General features: G+C 70.8%; 15 protein-coding genes. 9 read left to right on the forward strand and 6 right to left on the reverse strand.

Annotated features, from left to right (window positions below; all coding sequences use genetic code 11):
* Positions 1 to 128 precede the first annotated feature (128 nt).
* The 4 genes from ABZ396_RS00200 (at position 129) to ABZ396_RS00215 (ending at position 4,128) form a co-directional block, all read left to right on the forward strand.
* Entirely contained in the window at positions 129 to 1,085 is a 957-nt protein-coding gene (locus ABZ396_RS00200) for an ABC transporter ATP-binding protein (protein WP_358925121.1), read from the forward strand.
* Positions 1,085 to 1,861, forward strand: coding sequence for an ABC transporter permease (locus tag ABZ396_RS00205; protein WP_358925119.1), 777 nt, complete (start codon positions 1,085 to 1,087; stop codon positions 1,859 to 1,861). The genes ABZ396_RS00200 and ABZ396_RS00205 overlap by 1 nt, the downstream gene beginning before the upstream one ends.
* A 120-nt stretch (positions 1,862 to 1,981) precedes the next feature.
* Positions 1,982 to 3,250, forward strand: coding sequence for an ATP-binding cassette domain-containing protein (locus tag ABZ396_RS00210; protein WP_359183447.1), 1,269 nt, complete (start codon positions 1,982 to 1,984; stop codon positions 3,248 to 3,250).
* Entirely contained in the window at positions 3,247 to 4,128 is an 882-nt protein-coding gene (locus ABZ396_RS00215) for an ABC transporter permease (protein WP_358925451.1), read from the forward strand. Before ABZ396_RS00210 ends, ABZ396_RS00215 begins: the two co-directional genes overlap by 4 nt.
* Positions 4,129 to 4,140: 12 nt before the next feature.
* On the opposite strand, the gene ABZ396_RS00220 is transcribed toward ABZ396_RS00215, so the two are convergent.
* Positions 4,141 to 4,482: an ATP/GTP-binding protein gene (locus tag ABZ396_RS00220; RefSeq protein ID WP_358925453.1), complete on the reverse strand. Its 342-nt coding sequence runs from the start codon at positions 4,480 to 4,482 to the stop codon at positions 4,141 to 4,143.
* A gap of 222 nt (positions 4,483 to 4,704) precedes the next feature.
* Between ABZ396_RS00220 and ABZ396_RS00225 the strand changes: the two genes are divergently transcribed.
* Positions 4,705 to 5,733, forward strand: coding sequence for an LLM class flavin-dependent oxidoreductase (locus ABZ396_RS00225; RefSeq protein ID WP_358925454.1), 1,029 nt, complete (start codon positions 4,705 to 4,707; stop codon positions 5,731 to 5,733).
* 106 nt (positions 5,734 to 5,839) lie between these two features.
* On the opposite strand, the gene ABZ396_RS00230 is transcribed toward ABZ396_RS00225, so the two are convergent.
* Entirely contained in the window at positions 5,840 to 6,232 is a 393-nt protein-coding gene (locus ABZ396_RS00230) for an SCO5389 family protein (RefSeq protein ID WP_358925456.1), read from the reverse strand.
* A 288-nt stretch (positions 6,233 to 6,520) separates the two neighbouring features.
* On the opposite strand from ABZ396_RS00230, the gene nucS reads away from it, so the two are divergent.
* Positions 6,521 to 7,192 carry an endonuclease NucS gene (gene nucS / locus ABZ396_RS00235; RefSeq protein ID WP_358925458.1) on the forward strand — a complete coding sequence of 224 codons (672 nt, stop codon included), beginning with the start codon at positions 6,521 to 6,523 and terminating at the stop codon, positions 7,190 to 7,192.
* 169 nt (positions 7,193 to 7,361) lie between these two features.
* On the opposite strand, the gene ABZ396_RS00240 is transcribed toward nucS, so the two are convergent.
* From ABZ396_RS00240 to ABZ396_RS00250, 3 genes are all read right to left on the reverse strand, one after another.
* Complete coding sequence (locus tag ABZ396_RS00240) at positions 7,362 to 9,860, reverse strand: ATP-binding protein (protein WP_358925459.1); 2,499 nt, start codon at positions 9,858 to 9,860, stop codon at positions 7,362 to 7,364.
* A gap of 300 nt (positions 9,861 to 10,160) precedes the next feature.
* A complete protein-coding gene (locus ABZ396_RS00245) occupies positions 10,161 to 10,484 on the reverse strand; it encodes an STAS domain-containing protein (protein ID WP_358925460.1) in 324 nt (107 codons plus the stop codon).
* A 200-nt stretch (positions 10,485 to 10,684) separates the two neighbouring features.
* Positions 10,685 to 11,533: a 3-hydroxyacyl-CoA dehydrogenase family protein gene (locus tag ABZ396_RS00250; RefSeq protein WP_358925462.1), complete on the reverse strand. Its 849-nt coding sequence runs from the start codon at positions 11,531 to 11,533 to the stop codon at positions 10,685 to 10,687.
* A gap of 453 nt (positions 11,534 to 11,986) precedes the next feature.
* On the opposite strand from ABZ396_RS00250, the gene ABZ396_RS00255 reads away from it, so the two are divergent.
* Positions 11,987 to 12,574: a cob(I)yrinic acid a,c-diamide adenosyltransferase gene (locus ABZ396_RS00255; RefSeq protein WP_358925464.1), complete on the forward strand. Its 588-nt coding sequence runs from the start codon at positions 11,987 to 11,989 to the stop codon at positions 12,572 to 12,574.
* Here ABZ396_RS00255 and ABZ396_RS00260 read toward each other — a convergent pair.
* Complete coding sequence (locus ABZ396_RS00260) at positions 12,500 to 13,147, reverse strand: hypothetical protein (protein ID WP_358925466.1); 648 nt, start codon at positions 13,145 to 13,147, stop codon at positions 12,500 to 12,502. The genes ABZ396_RS00255 and ABZ396_RS00260 overlap by 75 nt on opposite strands.
* Positions 13,148 to 13,319: 172 nt before the next feature.
* Between ABZ396_RS00260 and ABZ396_RS00265 the strand changes: the two genes are divergently transcribed.
* Together ABZ396_RS00265 and ABZ396_RS00270 are read left to right on the forward strand one after the other, a co-directional pair.
* Complete coding sequence (locus ABZ396_RS00265) at positions 13,320 to 14,564, forward strand: histidine kinase (protein ID WP_358925468.1); 1,245 nt, start codon at positions 13,320 to 13,322, stop codon at positions 14,562 to 14,564.
* The gene (locus ABZ396_RS00270; protein WP_358925470.1) at positions 14,561 to 15,202 is read left to right on the forward strand and encodes a response regulator transcription factor; all 642 of its coding nucleotides are present in this window, start codon (positions 14,561 to 14,563) and stop codon (positions 15,200 to 15,202) included. Before ABZ396_RS00265 ends, ABZ396_RS00270 begins: the two co-directional genes overlap by 4 nt.
* Positions 15,203 to 15,260: the final 58 nt, after the last annotated feature.

Genomic DNA, 15,260 nt, shown 5'->3' on the forward strand with positions numbered 1-15,260 from the left:
TTGGGGTATGCGGGCCTTCGTCGGCGAGTACGGGGTGGGTGTGGTGGCTCGGCCGTCCGGATCACGGGCGGCACGAGCTGAGGCCCGCTCAGGTGGCAGCCCCCGTACGCCGGTCTTAGCGTGGCCGCATGATCGAGCTCGACGGGCTGACCAAGCGGTACGGCGAGAAGGTCGCGGTGGACGGGCTGAGTTTCGTCGTGCGGCCAGGGAGCGTCACGGGATTCCTCGGGCCCAACGGGGCCGGGAAGTCCACCACCATGCGGATGATCCTCGGGCTCGACCACCCCACGGCCGGCCAGGTGCGGATCGACGGCAAGCGGTACGAACAGCTCAAGGACCCGCTGACGTACATCGGGGCGCTGCTCGACGCCAAGGGCGTGCACGGTGGGCGCAGCGCCTTCAACCATCTGCTGTGCCTCGCCCAGAGCAACGGGATTCCCAGGCGGCGAGTCGACGAGGTGCTGGACACCGTCGGGCTAACGGCGGTGGCGCGGAAGAAGGCGAAGGGGTTCTCGCTGGGCATGGGGCAGCGGCTCGGGATCGCCGGTGCGCTGCTCGGGGATCCACGGATCCTGATGTTCGACGAGCCGGTGAACGGGCTCGATCCCGAGGGCATCCACTGGATCCGGAACCTGATGAAGTCGCTGGCCGCCCAGGGGCGGACCGTGTTCGTCTCCTCCCACCTCATGAGCGAGATGGCGCTGACCGCCGAGCACCTCATCGTCATCGGGCAGGGGCGGCTGCTGGCCGACACCTCCGTGGCGGACTTCATCCGGACGAACTCGCGGTCCTACGTCCGGATCCGCTCCCCCCAGCGCGAGCGGCTGCTCGATGTGCTGCACGGGGCCGGGATCACCGTCGTCGAGACGGGGACCGGGGCGCTGGAAGTGGAGGGCGGGAAGGCCGAGCCGATCGGGGAGCTGGCCGCGCAGCACGGGATCGTGCTGCACGAGCTGAGCGTCCAGCAGGCCTCGCTGGAGGAGGCGTTCATGCAGTTGACGGCGGAAGCCGTGGAATACCACGCGCATGCCGACCCGGCCCCGGTGCCGCAGGCCTGGGGTGCCGGCTGGGAAAAGGGGGCGTGATGGCCGTCGTCACTCAGGTCGTACGGTCCGAGTGGACCAAGATCCGGTCCGTCTCGTCGACGGTGTGGACACTGTCGCTGGCGGTGGTCGTCACCGTGGCGCTCGGGATGCTGCTCTCCGCGCTGGCGAACAGCCAGTTCGGCAACATGCCCGCGCGGGAGCGGCTCTCCTTCGACCCGACGAACATCAGCTTCGCCGGGATGACCCTCGGTCAGCTCGCGATGATCGTGTTCGGGGTGCTGGTGGTGTCGAACGAGTACAGCACCGGCATGATCCGCACCTCGCTCGCCGCGGTACCGCAGCGCGCCACCTTCCTCTTCAGCAAGATCGCGGTGGCCACCGGCCTCGCGCTGGCCGTCGGCATGGTGACCAGCTTCGCCGCGTTCTTCCTCGGGCAGGCCATGCTCGGCTCCCACCGGGCCCAGCTCGGCGACACCGGGGTGCTGCGCGCGGTCGTCGGCGGCGGGCTCTACATGGCGCTCATCGCGATGTTCTCCATGGGCGTGGCCGCGATGCTGCGCTCGCCGATGCTGTCGCTGGGCATCCTGATGCCGTTCTTCTTCCTGATCTCCAACATCCTCGGCAACGTCGACGCGACCAAGAAGATCGGCCGGTTCCTGCCGGACCAGGCGGGCAGCCACATCATGCAGGTGGTGCCGAGGGTCGGCGACGACGTCCCGTACGGGCCCTGGGGCGGCCTCGGGATCATGGGGCTGTGGGTGGTCGCCGCGCTGGTCGGCGGGTACCTCCTGCTGAAGAAGCGGGACGCCCAGTGAGCGGACCGGGACCGACCGGCTTTGCCAGCTCTTGATGGGAACCGTCAGCGCCCCGATATCCTCCTAACCCTTACGGGGGCGTCTGCCCTGCTGTCCTGATCCTTTCGATGGGTGCGGAGCATGATCGAGGCTGTCGGCCTGACCAAGCGCTACGGCGACAAGACCGCCGTCTACAACCTTTCCTTCCAGGTACGGCCCGGAGCCGTCACCGGCTTCCTCGGGCCCAACGGCTCGGGCAAGTCGACGACCATGCGGATGATCCTGGGTCTGGACAACCCGACCGCCGGCTCGGTGACGATCGGTGGCTACCCCTACCGCAGGCTGCCCAATGCCGCCCGCCAGGTCGGCGCGCTGCTCGACGCCAAGGCGGTGCACGGCGGCCGGTCCGCCCGCAACCACCTGCTCTCCCTGGCCCAGCTGTCCGCCATCCCGGCCCGCCGGGTCGACGAGGTGCTCGCAGTGGTAGGCCTCCAGGACGTGGCCGGCAAGCGCTCCAAGGGCTTCTCGCTCGGCATGGGCCAGCGCCTCGGCATCGCCGCCGCGCTGCTCGGCGACCCCCAGGTGCTGCTCTTCGACGAGCCGGTCAACGGCCTCGACCCCGAGGGCATCCTCTGGGTGCGCAACCTGATGAAGTCCCTCGCCGCCGAGGGCCGTACGGTCTTCGTCTCCTCGCATCTGATGAGCGAGATGGCGGTGACCGCCGACCACCTCATCGTCATCGGCCGGGGCCAGCTGCTCGCCGACATGAGCGTGACGGACTTCATCTCGGCCAATTCCGCCGACTTCGCGCGCGTGCGCACCCCGGACACCGAGCCGCAACTGCGCGAGAAGCTCAGCTCGGCGCTGACCGAGGCCGGCGGCCATGTCATGCCCGAGCAGGACGGGGCGCTCAGGGTGACCGGCCTGCCGCTGCCCCGGATCAGCGACCTCGCGCACGAGGCGGACGTACGGCTGTGGGAGCTCTCCCCGCACCAGGCCTCGCTCGAGGAGGCGTACATGCGGATGACCCAGGGCGCCGTCGACTACCGCTCCACCGCCGACCAGAAGGCCGGCCTCCAGCAGCCCCTGCCGCCCGGCGCGCAGCCGCCGATGCCGGTGCCCGGACAGGGCCAGCCGGGCTGGTACGCCCCTCCGCCGCCCCAGCAGGGCGGCCAGCCGTTCGCGGGGCCGTACGGCGCGCAGGGGGCGCAGGGCGCGCCCGCAGGCGCGTACGGCGCCCCACAGGCCCCTTACCCGGCTCCGCAGGCCGCTGCGAACCCCTACGCTCCGCCGGCCCCCGCGCCCGCTCCTGCGCCCGCCCCGGCCCCGGCCGCCGAATCGTCACAGCCGGCCCCCGCCGCTCCTGCCTCCGCCCCCGCCGACCTGACCAAGCCCGAGGACGCCCGATGAGCACCCAGCAGCCCCCGATGCCGCAGGCGGCCCCGGCCGCGCCCGACTGGCAGGCGGCGCCCGGCGGCCCGTACCCCGGTTACACCTCGCCGATCCCGGTGGTGCGCACGCACCTCGGGCATGCGATCGCCTCCGAGTGGACGAAGATCCGGTCGGTGCGTTCGACGATGTGGACGCTCGGCGTCTTCGTCCTGCTCGTCGTCGGTATCGGCCTCCTGACCGGCGCGGTGGTCGGCAACTCCTCCTCGTCCGGCGACCTGTCCGGCCAGAACGCGCTGTCGCTCGGCTTCTTCGGGCTGCTGCTCGGCAGCATGTGCATCATCACGCTGGGCGTGCTGACCACGGCCTCCGAGTACGGCACCGGAATGATCCGTACGACGATGGTGGCCTGCCCCTCCCGGGGTCGCGTGCTCGCGGCGAAGGCGATCGTCTTCTTCGCGGTCGCGTTCGTGATCACCCTCGCGGCCGGCGCCTTCGTGGCCATGACGCAGGTGTCGATGCTGGGCGACGTCGCCCGGACGCCGACCGGTGGGGAATGGCTGAAGGGCACCGTCGGCGTCAGCTTCTACATCGCGCTGCTCGGGCTGCTCTCGCTGATCATCGGCTCCATCATCCGGCACTCGGCGGGCGCCATCACGATCATGATCGGCGCGGTCCTCGCCCCGCTGGTGATCGCGCTGTTCATGTTCTCGGCGTCGCTGGAGAAGGTGCGCACCGCCCTGTTCGAGTACTCGATCCCCAACCAGCTCAGCGTCTTCTACGCCAACTCCCTCAGCGATTCCGGCCCCTCGGGCTGGGACCCGCTGTGGATCATCCTGGGCGTGACGGCCGTCGCGTTCGCCGGCGCCTACGCGCTGCTGGAGAAGCGGGACGTGTAGGTCGTAGGACCCTCAGAACCTCGGCGCGTTACGGGACCGCTGCACCCGCGTGGTGCGGCGGTCCTTCGCGTTCCAGCAGGCCTTGTGCCAGTGCCGGCGCTCGTCGACACCCGAGTGCTCCGGCCAGGCCACCACATGCGGGACACCCGAGGCGATCACCTGGTCGCAGCCCGGGCAGCGGTACGTCTTGCCGACCGCGCTGGCGCCGGCCACGTGCCGCACGCTCCACTCCTCGCCCTGCCAGCTCTCGCTGGACTGCCAGCCGCCGTAACGGTCCGCGCGATCGTCCTCGGCACTCCGGCCGGAGGGGAAGGCTCCATTCGGGCCCTTGGGTCGGTTGCGACGCGGGGACACGGGACACCTCTCGGGGCTGTACAGGAAGCACGGGCTGTGTCCAGCCTACGACGCGCGCACGGGGGTACGCGTAGGGCACCAACCCACACAAGTCCCCCTCCAGGGCGAGCCATTCTCCAGACAATCCGCAAATCCCTTCGTCAGGCCGTGTCCTCGGCACGTGTCAGACGGTTATGCCGGGTGGGGGAGCTCCGGGTAGGAGCAAGGAAAGCAGGAAATGCGATGCGTGTAGGAAGTTTTGTGCTGGCGGCCCAGTTCCCCGGCCAGGGCCAGGGCGAGGCCCTGCACCGGGCGGTGCGCACGGCGGAGGTGGCCGAAGAGGCCGGCCTGGACTCCGTCTGGCTGGCCGAGCACCACTTCGTGCCGTACGGCACGTGTCCGTCCGCGGTCACGCTGGCGGCTTTACTGCTGGGCCGAACCAGGCGTCTCAGGGTCGGTACGGCCGTGAGCGTACTGCCCACGGTCCACCCGGTGGCGCTCGGCGAACAGGCCGCGCTGCTGCATGTGACGAGCGGCGGCCGCTTCACGCTCGGCGTGGGCCGGGGCGGGCCCTGGGTGGATCTGGAGGTGTTCGGATCCGGCCTCGACGCCTATGAAAACGGCTTCCCGGAATCACTCGATCTGCTGATGCGCTGGCTGCGCGAACCAGCCGTGTCGGCCTCCGGTCCGCGCTTCTCCTTCCGCGAAGTCCCGGTCGTACCGCGCCCGTCGGAGGCGCTGACAGAGGCACCGGGCCCGGAGGTGGTCGTCGCGTGCACCTCTCCGGCGAGCGTCCGGCTGGCCGCCGAGCGGGGGCTGTCGATGCTGCTCGGGATGCATGTCGGGGACGAGGAGAAGGCGGAGATGGTCGCGCTGTGGCGGCAGCACGCGCAGGCGGCCGGGCGGCCCGCCGAGGAGGTCTTCGGAGCGGCCCATGTCTCGGCCGGCGTATGCCAGATCGCCGACCGGCGCACCGACGCCGTGGAGACCCTGACGAAGGCGATGCCCGGCTGGCTGAAGCAGGGCCTGGAAGCCCATATGACAGTGGATGGCCGGTTTCGCTCCATGCGCGATCCGCTCGCGTACACCGAACTGCTCTGCGGACTGCACCCGGTGGGTACCCCGCAGCTGTGTGCCGACCGGCTCGCCGCGACCTCCGAGCGGACCGGTATCTCCCGTTTCGCCCTGCTGACCGAGGGCTCGGGAGACCTGGCGGCCACGGAGGAGAACGTACGACGGCTGGGTGCCGAGGTACTGCCGTACCTCCGGTGACCTCACACGGCCGCGGGGAGCTTGCCGCCCCAGTGACTGATTGCACCTCCCGCGTGTGGAGCGGCAAGCAAGCGGCTCACTGCATCAGCAGTACCGGAGCCCCGCGTCAGCAGTCCCGGAGCTCCGGGGACTGGTTCAGCAGCTGACTGCGCACCGAGGTGAAGCGGGCCAGCGTCTCGTCGACCGAGACGTCCAGCGGGAACACCGCAACACGATGGCAGTTCTGAAAGGCCAGCCGCACACCGAAGTGCCGTTGCAGGGCACCGCGTATGGCGTCACTCGCAAGCGCACGCAGCAGCTGACCACGTGCCTGCTCGTCCGGCGGGGGCGTCTGGTTGTCGGCGAACTCTCCGCCGTCCACCTTCAGCTGGGCCACCAGGGAGCTGACCATCTCCCATGCGTAGGGCAGGGAGGTCCGGACGCAGTCGACGAATTCTGCTTCGTCGACCTCGCCTCGCTCGGCCTGTTCGAGTAGGGCCGGTGAGACGTCGAGCGACATGGGTTCTCCTCTCGCACCCCCGAACAGCAGGGGTTGCCGGACAGGTAGGGGAGTTCGCGATACCGAACACGCTGAGTACACACTTCGCGACCTCCCGTTTACTACGTTAGGCAACGGACGGAGGCCCCACCAGGAGATTGCGTATATGCGCCGATCCCTTTAGGCACACAATCGGCCAGGGTTGAACACGGGTGTCCAAGCGACCCGTCAGAACCGGTCACGGGGCCCGCTCGGAGGAGCGGCGGGCGAATCGCGGGGAGGGCGGGGCGTCGAGTAGCGTTGCCGACCATGCGTCTCGTCATCGCCCGGTGCTCCGTCGACTACGCCGGCCGGCTCACCGCCCACCTTCCCTCGGCCCCCCGTCTGATCCTGGTCAAGGCGGACGGCAGCGTCTCGATCCACGCGGACGACCGGGCCTACAAGCCCCTCAACTGGATGTCGCCGCCGTGCACCCTCAAGGAAGGGGCGGGCGACGAGGAAGGCGTCTGGACCGTCATCAACAAGGCGGGCGAGAAGCTCATCATCACGATGGAGGAGGTCCTGCACGACTCCTCGCACGAGCTGGGCGTGGACCCGGGCCTGATCAAGGACGGCGTGGAAGCGCACCTGCAGGAGCTGCTGGCCGACCGTATAGAGACGCTCGGCGAGGGCTACACCCTCATCCGCCGTGAGTACATGACGGCGATCGGGCCGGTGGACATCCTGTGCCGGGACGCCGACGGCAAGACCGTGGCGGTCGAGATCAAACGCCGAGGCGAGATCGACGGCGTGGAACAACTCACCCGCTACCTGGAGCTGCTGAACCGCGACCCCCATCTCGCCCCCGTCCGGGGCGTCTTCGCGGCCCAGGAGATCAAGCCCCAGGCCCGCGTCCTCGCCACCGACCGGGGCATCGGCTGCGCGATCCTGGACTACGACGCGCTGCGGGGCCTGGGGGACGACAAGCTGCGGTTGTTCTGAGGCCGGCCGCCGGTCACGATCCGCACAGGGGCCGCCCCGGCCAACGCACCCGCTTTCCGGAGCCGGCGCCTTCTCCTTGACGGAGTCGGCGCCTTCTCCGTTGTCCCGCCGCTCAGCTCTTCTTTGCCCCGCCGCTCACCCCTCCGGGGCCGGAGTGGCGGTGGCCGGTTCAGATCACCGTGCCGGTCGATGTTCCGGGGGTGATGCTCTCCGATGCGCTCGACGTCGTGACGCTCGGGGAGTTGGACGCCGGGCCGCTTGCCGAGTTGGTTGTGGTGGGAGGGGCGGACGGGGTCAGGGACTCCGTGGGGCTCGCCGGCGGGGTGGGCGTCGAGGGGTCCGAGGGCGGTGGTGTTTTCGACGGCTTCGAGGACGGCCTGGGCGACGACTTGGACGGGGTCGGTGTCGGCTTGCTCGACGTCCCCCCACCACCCGACGACCCCTTCGTCCCCGTCGGTGCGTCCGAAGGGGATACCTGGTCCGACGGCGGGGTCGGGTCGTCCGACGTGCCCAGCGTGCCGTCCGGGCCGGGGTCCGTAGGTGTGGGCGTCGCCTTGACCTTGTCCGCCGTGCCCGATGACTGCTTCGGGTCGGCGCCCAGGCTGCCGTCGCCCGTGCCGGCGCTCGCCGACGGGTTGACGCTCACATTGTTGGCCGGGTTGTCGGCATTGTCCTGGGAGGTCATGCCGAGCCCCACCACCGTGCCGAGGACCGCGGTGAGGAGCACGCCCGAACCCACCGCGACCAGGTTGCGGCGGGCCATGCGCACGAGACCGCCGCCGCCCTGGGCCGGGGTCGGACGCCCCGGGGCGCGGCGGGTGACCAGTGTGCCCGGGATCGGGGGGTGGACGGCCGGGAAGGGCGTCATGACGCCGCCCGCCGGGGATATGGACTCCTCGTGGCGGGCTTCGGGGATCTCGTCGCCCGCCATCGCGGCGAGGCTGGGAAAGACCTCGCCCGAACGGTCGGCGACCAGCGCCAGCGCACGGCGGCCGGCCGTCGTACCCCGCTTGTCGGAGAGCGCCCCGCGCAGGCCGATGGAGGCCTCCAGTTCAGCCCGGGCCCGGTCCAGCTGGTCGCCGCAGAGCGCGAGTATCCCCAACTCGTGGTGGAAATAGGCTTGTTCACCTACCTCACCGGCAAGGCGGGAGGCCTCCGCACCGGCCCGCAGCGCGCGTTCCCAGGCGCTCCATTGCAGCCCGGCCGCGAACGCGGGCGCGGCCGTACGGGCCAGTCGTACCGGCGTGGACTCCTCGCCCTCGGCCGGGGGCACGGTGGCGGGGACGAGGACCGCCAGGGCGGCGAGGACCGCGTCGGCCTCGGCGCACACCCGTTCGGGGGTGACGGAGGGGTGCCCGGCCCACCAGGAGTAGTGCTGGGCGGCGGTGAGGGCCTGGGCCTCGGTGTCGTCGGCGTATCCCGCGGCCTCCAGCTGCTGCTGGACGCCCGCGGTGAGGCGGTAGCGGGAGCCGACCGGGGAGACCAGTCCGCAGCCCGCCAGTTCGCCGAGGGCGGCGTCCGCGTGGGTGTCGCCGACGAGGGCGGGGAGATGGGCCTGGTGCGGGACCTCGCCGCCGAGGGCGACCGCGAAGCGCAGGGTGGCCCGGGCGGAGGCGCTGAGGCGCGAGGCGAGCAGCGGGGCGGGCGCGGCGGCCTCGCCGAGGGACGGGAGCGGGACCTCGTCGGCGGCCTCGGCGTCGAAGGGCACGTCGGCCGTCAGATCGGATGCGAAGACGCCGAACTCGTCGACGGCGCCCGCGCTGGCCCGCAACTGGTCGCGCTGGCGCAGCAGGGCGCCCGCCTGGACGAACCGCAGCGGCAGGCCCTCCGACTCGAACCAGAGGTCGCCCGCCCAGTTGGCCTCCTCCTCGGTGAGCACACGGCCGACCGCGCGCTCCAGGATGTCCACTCCCCCGGCCCGCTCCAGGCCGCTGAGGAAGAGCTCCTCGACGGCGGAGTCGGCGGAGGGCGCCGGCACGTCCGGGGTGGCGCCGATCAGGAAGGCGCACTCGGGGGTGGCGTCGATCAGCTCGTCGAGCCCGGAGCCGCCGAACTCGATGTCGTCGAGGACGACGATCGCGCCGATGTCACGGGCCAGTTCGAGGAGCTCGTCGTGCTCGGGGCGGTGCGCGGGCGCCTTGTAGACGGCGTAGAAGAGGTCGTGGAGCAGGTCCGCGGACGTGCGGTGGAAGCCGCTGAGGCGGACCACGCCGTCGGGGGCGAGGTCGGCGCAGTCGTCGGCGACCAGGTCGAGGAGTGCGGTGCGGCCGGAGCCCGAGGGGCCGGTGAGGCGGACGGAGCGGCCGCGGGCGAGGAGTCGTACCAGCCGCTCGCGGTCGTCCTGGCGCTCCAGGAGCGGCAGCTCGGGCTGGGCGGGACCGGGCGGTACCGGCGGCCGGGCGGCGCGCTCGAACTCGGCGCGTTCGGCGGCGGTGCGCTTCTCCGGTCCGGCGGGGCGCTCGGCCGGCGGGCAGGGTTCTATCTCGCTGCCGTCGACCGGGTTCACGGTCAGCAGGAAGTCGCCGGAGACCAGCCGCGCCGTACGGGCGAGCGGCGGCGCGCTCTGGCCGAAGTCGTTGGTGAGGGATTCCCTGGGCGGCCGTTGGCGCGGTGTGGTGCCGTCGCCGTCATGGCCGTACGCCTCGGGTCCCGGGTTGATCGGGTCCATAGGTTCCTAGCCCCCAAAAGCGTGGTGTGCCGTGAATTCGGGCCCCTCCCGGCCTGTTGCACACTGCACTGTCGCTTCTGGTCCGGGCCCGCGCTCGAAGGGTGGCAAGGCAGCGGGCGACCGAACCCTAAACCTTCGCACAGTATCTACGACAGCCCGGGGTACCGTGCCGTCCAAGTCATCACAGTCTCGAGAGGATTGCGCCTGACATGCGCTTGTGCGCCGTCCGTCCGGGTCACCCCCCGTCGCCCGGTTCACACCGTGTCCCACCTGTTCGCCGCCGCACACCCGGTCCGGGTGTCACACCCGCGGCAGTGAGTCCACCCCGATACCCCCCTCGATCGCCAGGATCCGGTGCAGCCTGGTGGCCACCAGCAGGCGCTGCATCTGTGGCGGTACGGCGCGCAGCACCAGGCGGCGGCCGCAGCGGCCGGCCCGCCGGTGCGCCCCCATGATGACCCCGAGTCCGGTGGCGTCCCAGGAGTCCAGCTCGGACAGGTCCAGCACCAGATCGCCGACTCCGTCGTCGACGGCCGAGTGCAGGACCGTACGGGCGTCCGCCGCGCTGCGGACGTCGAGGCGGCCCCCGACGACCAGCTCGGCGTGGTCGCCCCTGATGTGCATATGCGCTCCCCGAGAGTGCGTGTCTGTCCTACTCCGTGAAAGTGATGTCCGGTGATGCAACCTCTGACTGCGTTCGACGGTCAGAGGTTGCCATCTGTAAGCGAACCGATACCGAATTCACCCCCTGGAGTGAAACTCCTGGGGCTTGTGCGTTTTCGGAGGCGATTAGCGACCCTACGTACTGATTACGTACTGATGTTTCAGTACGTGTAGAAGCCCTGCCCGCTCTTGCGCCCGATGTCACCGGCGTCAACCATCCGGCGCATCAGCTCCGGCGGTGCGAACTTCTCGTCCTGCGACTCGGTGTAGATGTTGCTGGTGGCGTGCAGCAGGATGTCGACGCCGGTGAGGTCCGCCGTGGCCAGCGGGCCCATGGCGTGGCCGAAGCCCAGCTTGCAGGCCAGGTCGATGTCCTCGGCGGTGGCGACGCCCGACTCGTACAGCTTGGTGGCCTCGACGACGAGCGCCGAGATCAGCCGGGTCGTCACGAAGCCAGCGACGTCCCGGTTGACGACGATGCAGGTCTTGCCGACGGACTCGGCGAACTCCCGCGCGGTGGCGAGGGTTTCGTCGCTCGTCTTGTAGCCGCGGACCAGTTCCACGAGCTGCATCATGGGCACCGGCGAGAAGAAGTGGACGCCGACGACCCGCTCGGGGTGCTCGGTGGCCGCCGCGATCTTGGTGATCGGGATGGCGGAGGTGTTGGAGGCGAGCACGGCGTCCGGGCGCACGATCTTGTCGAGCGCGCGGAAGATCTCGTGCTTGACCTCCAGCTTCTCGAAGACCGCCTCGACGACGACATCGGCGTCGGCGACCGCGTCCAGGTCGGTGGTCGTGGTGATACGGGACAGGGCGGCGTCGGCGTCGTGCGCCTCCAGCTTCCCCTTGCTCACGAACCTGTCGTACGAGGCCTGGATGCCCCCGATGGCACGGTCCAGAGCCTCGTCGGTGACGTCACGCAGGACCACGTCCCAGCCGGCCTGCGCGGCGACCTGGGCGATGCCGGAACCCATCAAGCCGGCCCCGATGACGGCAAGCTTCCGTGCCACTCCGCTCCCCTTACACGCTGTTTAGGTATGCCTCTTGGGCGGGACCCTAGCGCTCGTGAGGGGCCGGGAAACCCGGTAAGTAATGCGTGTCACGGTCTCAGGGCGTGAGACAACCGTCACGTCTCGTCAGCCGGGCCCCGGGGCACCGTTCATTCCGCGGCATGTACCGCGTAGTTGAGCAGCTTCTCGCTCAACGGCTCCTCGATGCCGTGGAGAAGGGGCAGTACCTCTCGTGATACTTCGCACGGATCGCTCCGCCTTGACCACTTCGCACCCGATGACCGCCATGACCGTACTGTTCCCCACTTGGAAGCGCGCGGGCGCTCACCCACCGCCCCGGCTGCAGTTCCTCGATGCTCCGGCCGTCCGCAACCACGCGTGTGCCCACCGTCACGGTCGTGTACGAGCCTGCGTCGGCCTCGCGCATCGCGTCCACGTAATTAGGCTGGCCCTATGGTCAATCTGACGCGCATCTACACCAGGACCGGCGACCAGGGCACCACCGCCCTCGGGGACATGAGCCGGGTCGCCAAGACCGATCTGCGGATCTCGGCGTACGCGGACGCCAACGAGGCGAACGCAGTGATCGGGACGGCGATCGCGCTGGGCGGGCTGGACGAGGAGGTCGTCCAGGTGCTCACCCGGGTGCAGAACGACCTCTTCGACGTCGGCGCGGACCTGTCGACACCCGTGGTGGAGAACCCGGAGTTCCCGCCGCTGAGGGTCGAGCAGTTCTACGTCGACAAGCTGGAGGCGGACTGCGACCGCTTCAACGAGCGGCTGGAGAAGCTCCGTTCGTTCATCCTGCCCGGCGGCACCCCCGGCGCGGCCCTGCTCCACCAGGCCTGCACGGTGGTCCGGCGGGCCGAGCGGTCGACGTGGGCCGCGCTGGAGGTGCACGGCGGCCAAGGAGAAAACGGCAGCATGAACCCGCTGACCGCGACCTATCTCAACCGGCTGTCGGACCTACTGTTCATCCTTGCCCGGACGGCCAACAAGGACGTCGGGGACGTGCTGTGGGTCCCCGGTGGGGAGCGCTGAGCCCGGCCTCGCCGAGTCCGGCTTCGCTGGATCCAGCTTTCCGTCCGGCCGCTTCTTCGGCCGGACGACATACGTCAGCGCGATCACACCATGGAGGCCGACGGCCCTGAGCGCCACCCACTGGAAGGTCCGCAGCGACGAGGTGTCGCCGTCGCCGACGTACCAGATCGCGGCCTGGAGCAGGGCGCAGGCGACCACCGCCATCAGGACCGTACGCAGCCACAGGCTGCCCTCGTGGCGGGCGCGCGCCATGCCGAAGCGGGGCGGCTTCGGCGGGCGCGGGGCACCGGCCAGGCGGTGGGCCGCGTGGCCGTCCAGCCAGCGGATCGTGTAGTGGCCGTAGGCGACGGTGAAGCCGATGTAGAGCGCGGCCAGGCCGTGCTCCCAGCTGGGTTCGGCACCGTTGCGCAGGTCGATCGCGGTGACCACGAACAGGACGAGTTCGAGGACGGGCTCGCACAAGAGCAGTACGACGCTGGTCCGGCGCCGTTTCAGCAGGTAGCGGACGGCCAGACCGGCCGCGAGCAGCACCCAGAAGGCCACTTCGCAGACGATGATCAGGGCGACGATCACGGTTGGCTCCTCACCGGGGATTCGCCGGTGTCTCGGTCACCCCTCCAGGCTCCCGGCGGCGGGCGGCCGGCGCGTCGTCGGCGGTGACGAACCCCCCGTACATCGAAAGATGGAGTACGGGACCCTCCCCGCGGCGCAGGCGCACGCCGTGCGGGCCGTGTTGGATGGAGCCATGGCCCCGCGACTTCCCCGACCGCACCGCTTCGACGTGTACGTCGCGGTCGGCGGCCTGCTCGGCGGGCTGCTGCTGGCGGGGCTCGGGCTGGGCACCCGGTCGCGGGACTACCCGCTCAGCCTCTTCGACGGCCCCTGGCCGGTGCTGCTGCCGCTGTGTGTGACGGCCTGCTGCGAGCTGGCCCGCCGCACCGCGCCACGCGCCGCCCTGCTGACCGGCACGGTCGCCATCTGCGCGGACCAGGTCACCCAGGGCAATCTGGCCACGGTCCTGATGTTCACCGACCTGGTGTACGCGGCCGTTCTGTACGGGCCGCCCGCCTCGGCCCGCCGCATCCCCTGGATCACGGGGCTGCTCACGGTGGCCGGGACGCTGGTGCCGTTCGCCGTGTGGCAGGTACCGGAGGCGTTGCTGATCGGGGTGGTCACCGGGATCGTGTCGTTCGGCCCGGCGGCCACCGGCTGGATCGTGCGCGACCACCGGGACGCCGCCACGGCCGCCCGGCTGCGCGCCGAACAGACCGCGCTGCTGGCCGAGATGGACCGGGTCCAGGCGGTCGCCGCGGAGCGGGCGCGGACGGCGCGGGATCTGCACGACCTGGTCGCGGGCCATCTGTCGGCGATCGCCCTGCACTCCACGGCCGCCCTGTCGATCGACGAGCAGAGCACCTCGAAGGAGGCGCTGTCCGCCATCCGGGAGAACAGTGTGGCGGGTCTGGCCGAGATGCGGCGGCTCATCGGCATCCTGCGGGAGGCGGGCGGAGGCGACGGGGAGCCCGCCGCCGCCCCCACCCTGGACGGCCTGCCCGCGCTGGTCGACAGCGCCCGCGCGAACGGCCTGGACGTCGTGCTGGACGCAGGACCGGCGACCGGCCCGGACGTCATCCTGTACGCCTCGTCGGCGAAGGTCCCCGTGCCTGTGAAGGTTCCCGCGCCCGTGGAGCTCGCCGCCTACCGGATCGTCCAGGAGTCCCTCACCAACGCCCTCAAGCACGCCCGCCCGGGCCGGATCACGGTCGCCCTCGCCCGCCGCGACAGTGTCCTCGACGTCCGGGTGACCAGCCCGTACGGCGACCGGGAGGGGCCGCGGGTGCCCGGCTCCGGCGCCGGTCTGATCGGTATGCGGGAGCGGGCCGCGCTGCTCGGCGGCACTTTCGAGGCCGGGCCGGACGGAGCGCGGTGGGCCGTACACGCCACCCTCCCCCTGAACCCTGAGCCCCTGAGCGAAAGAGCGAGCGAATGATCCGTGTCCTGGTCGCCGAGGACCAGTTGGCCGTGCGGGCCGGACTCGTCCTCATCCTGCGCAGCGCGCCCGATGTCGAGGTGGTCGGGGAGGCGGCGGACGGGGAGCAGGCGGTGGCGCTGGCCCGGGAGCTACGGCCGGATCTGGTGCTGATGGATGTACAGATGCCGCGCCTGGACGGGGTGTCGGCGACCCGGGAGGTGGTCGCGGAGGGCCTCGCGGACGTCCTGGTGCTGACCACCTTCGACCTCGACGAATATGTGTTCGGGGCGTTGCGTGCCGGCGCCGCCGGGTTTCTGCTGAAGAACACGGACGCGCGGGATCTGCTGGCGGCGGTGCGGACGGTGACGCGGGGCGAGGGGATCGTCGCCCCTGCCGTGACCCGGCGGCTCATCGCGGAGTTCGCGGCCCGGCCGGTGCGCGGGCCGAGGGCCGATCCGGCGGTTCTCGAGCCGCTGACCCCGCGGGAGCGCGAGGTGCTGGGGTGTCTGGGTGAGGGGCTGTCCAACGCGGACATCGGGGCCCGGCTCGACATGGCCGAGGCCACGGTGAAGACCCACGTCAGCCGGTTGCTGGCGAAGCTGGGGCTGCGCAGCCGGGTGCAAGCGGCGGTGCTGGCAAAGGAGTTGGGGATCTAGGCCCGCTTTCAGAGAGTGGTCCAGACCTATTGACCGGTGGTCCAGACCTTTCTATTCT

This window comes from Streptomyces sp. NPDC005866, from assembly GCF_040629895.1.
Lineage (GTDB): Bacteria > Actinomycetota > Actinomycetes > Streptomycetales > Streptomycetaceae > Streptomyces.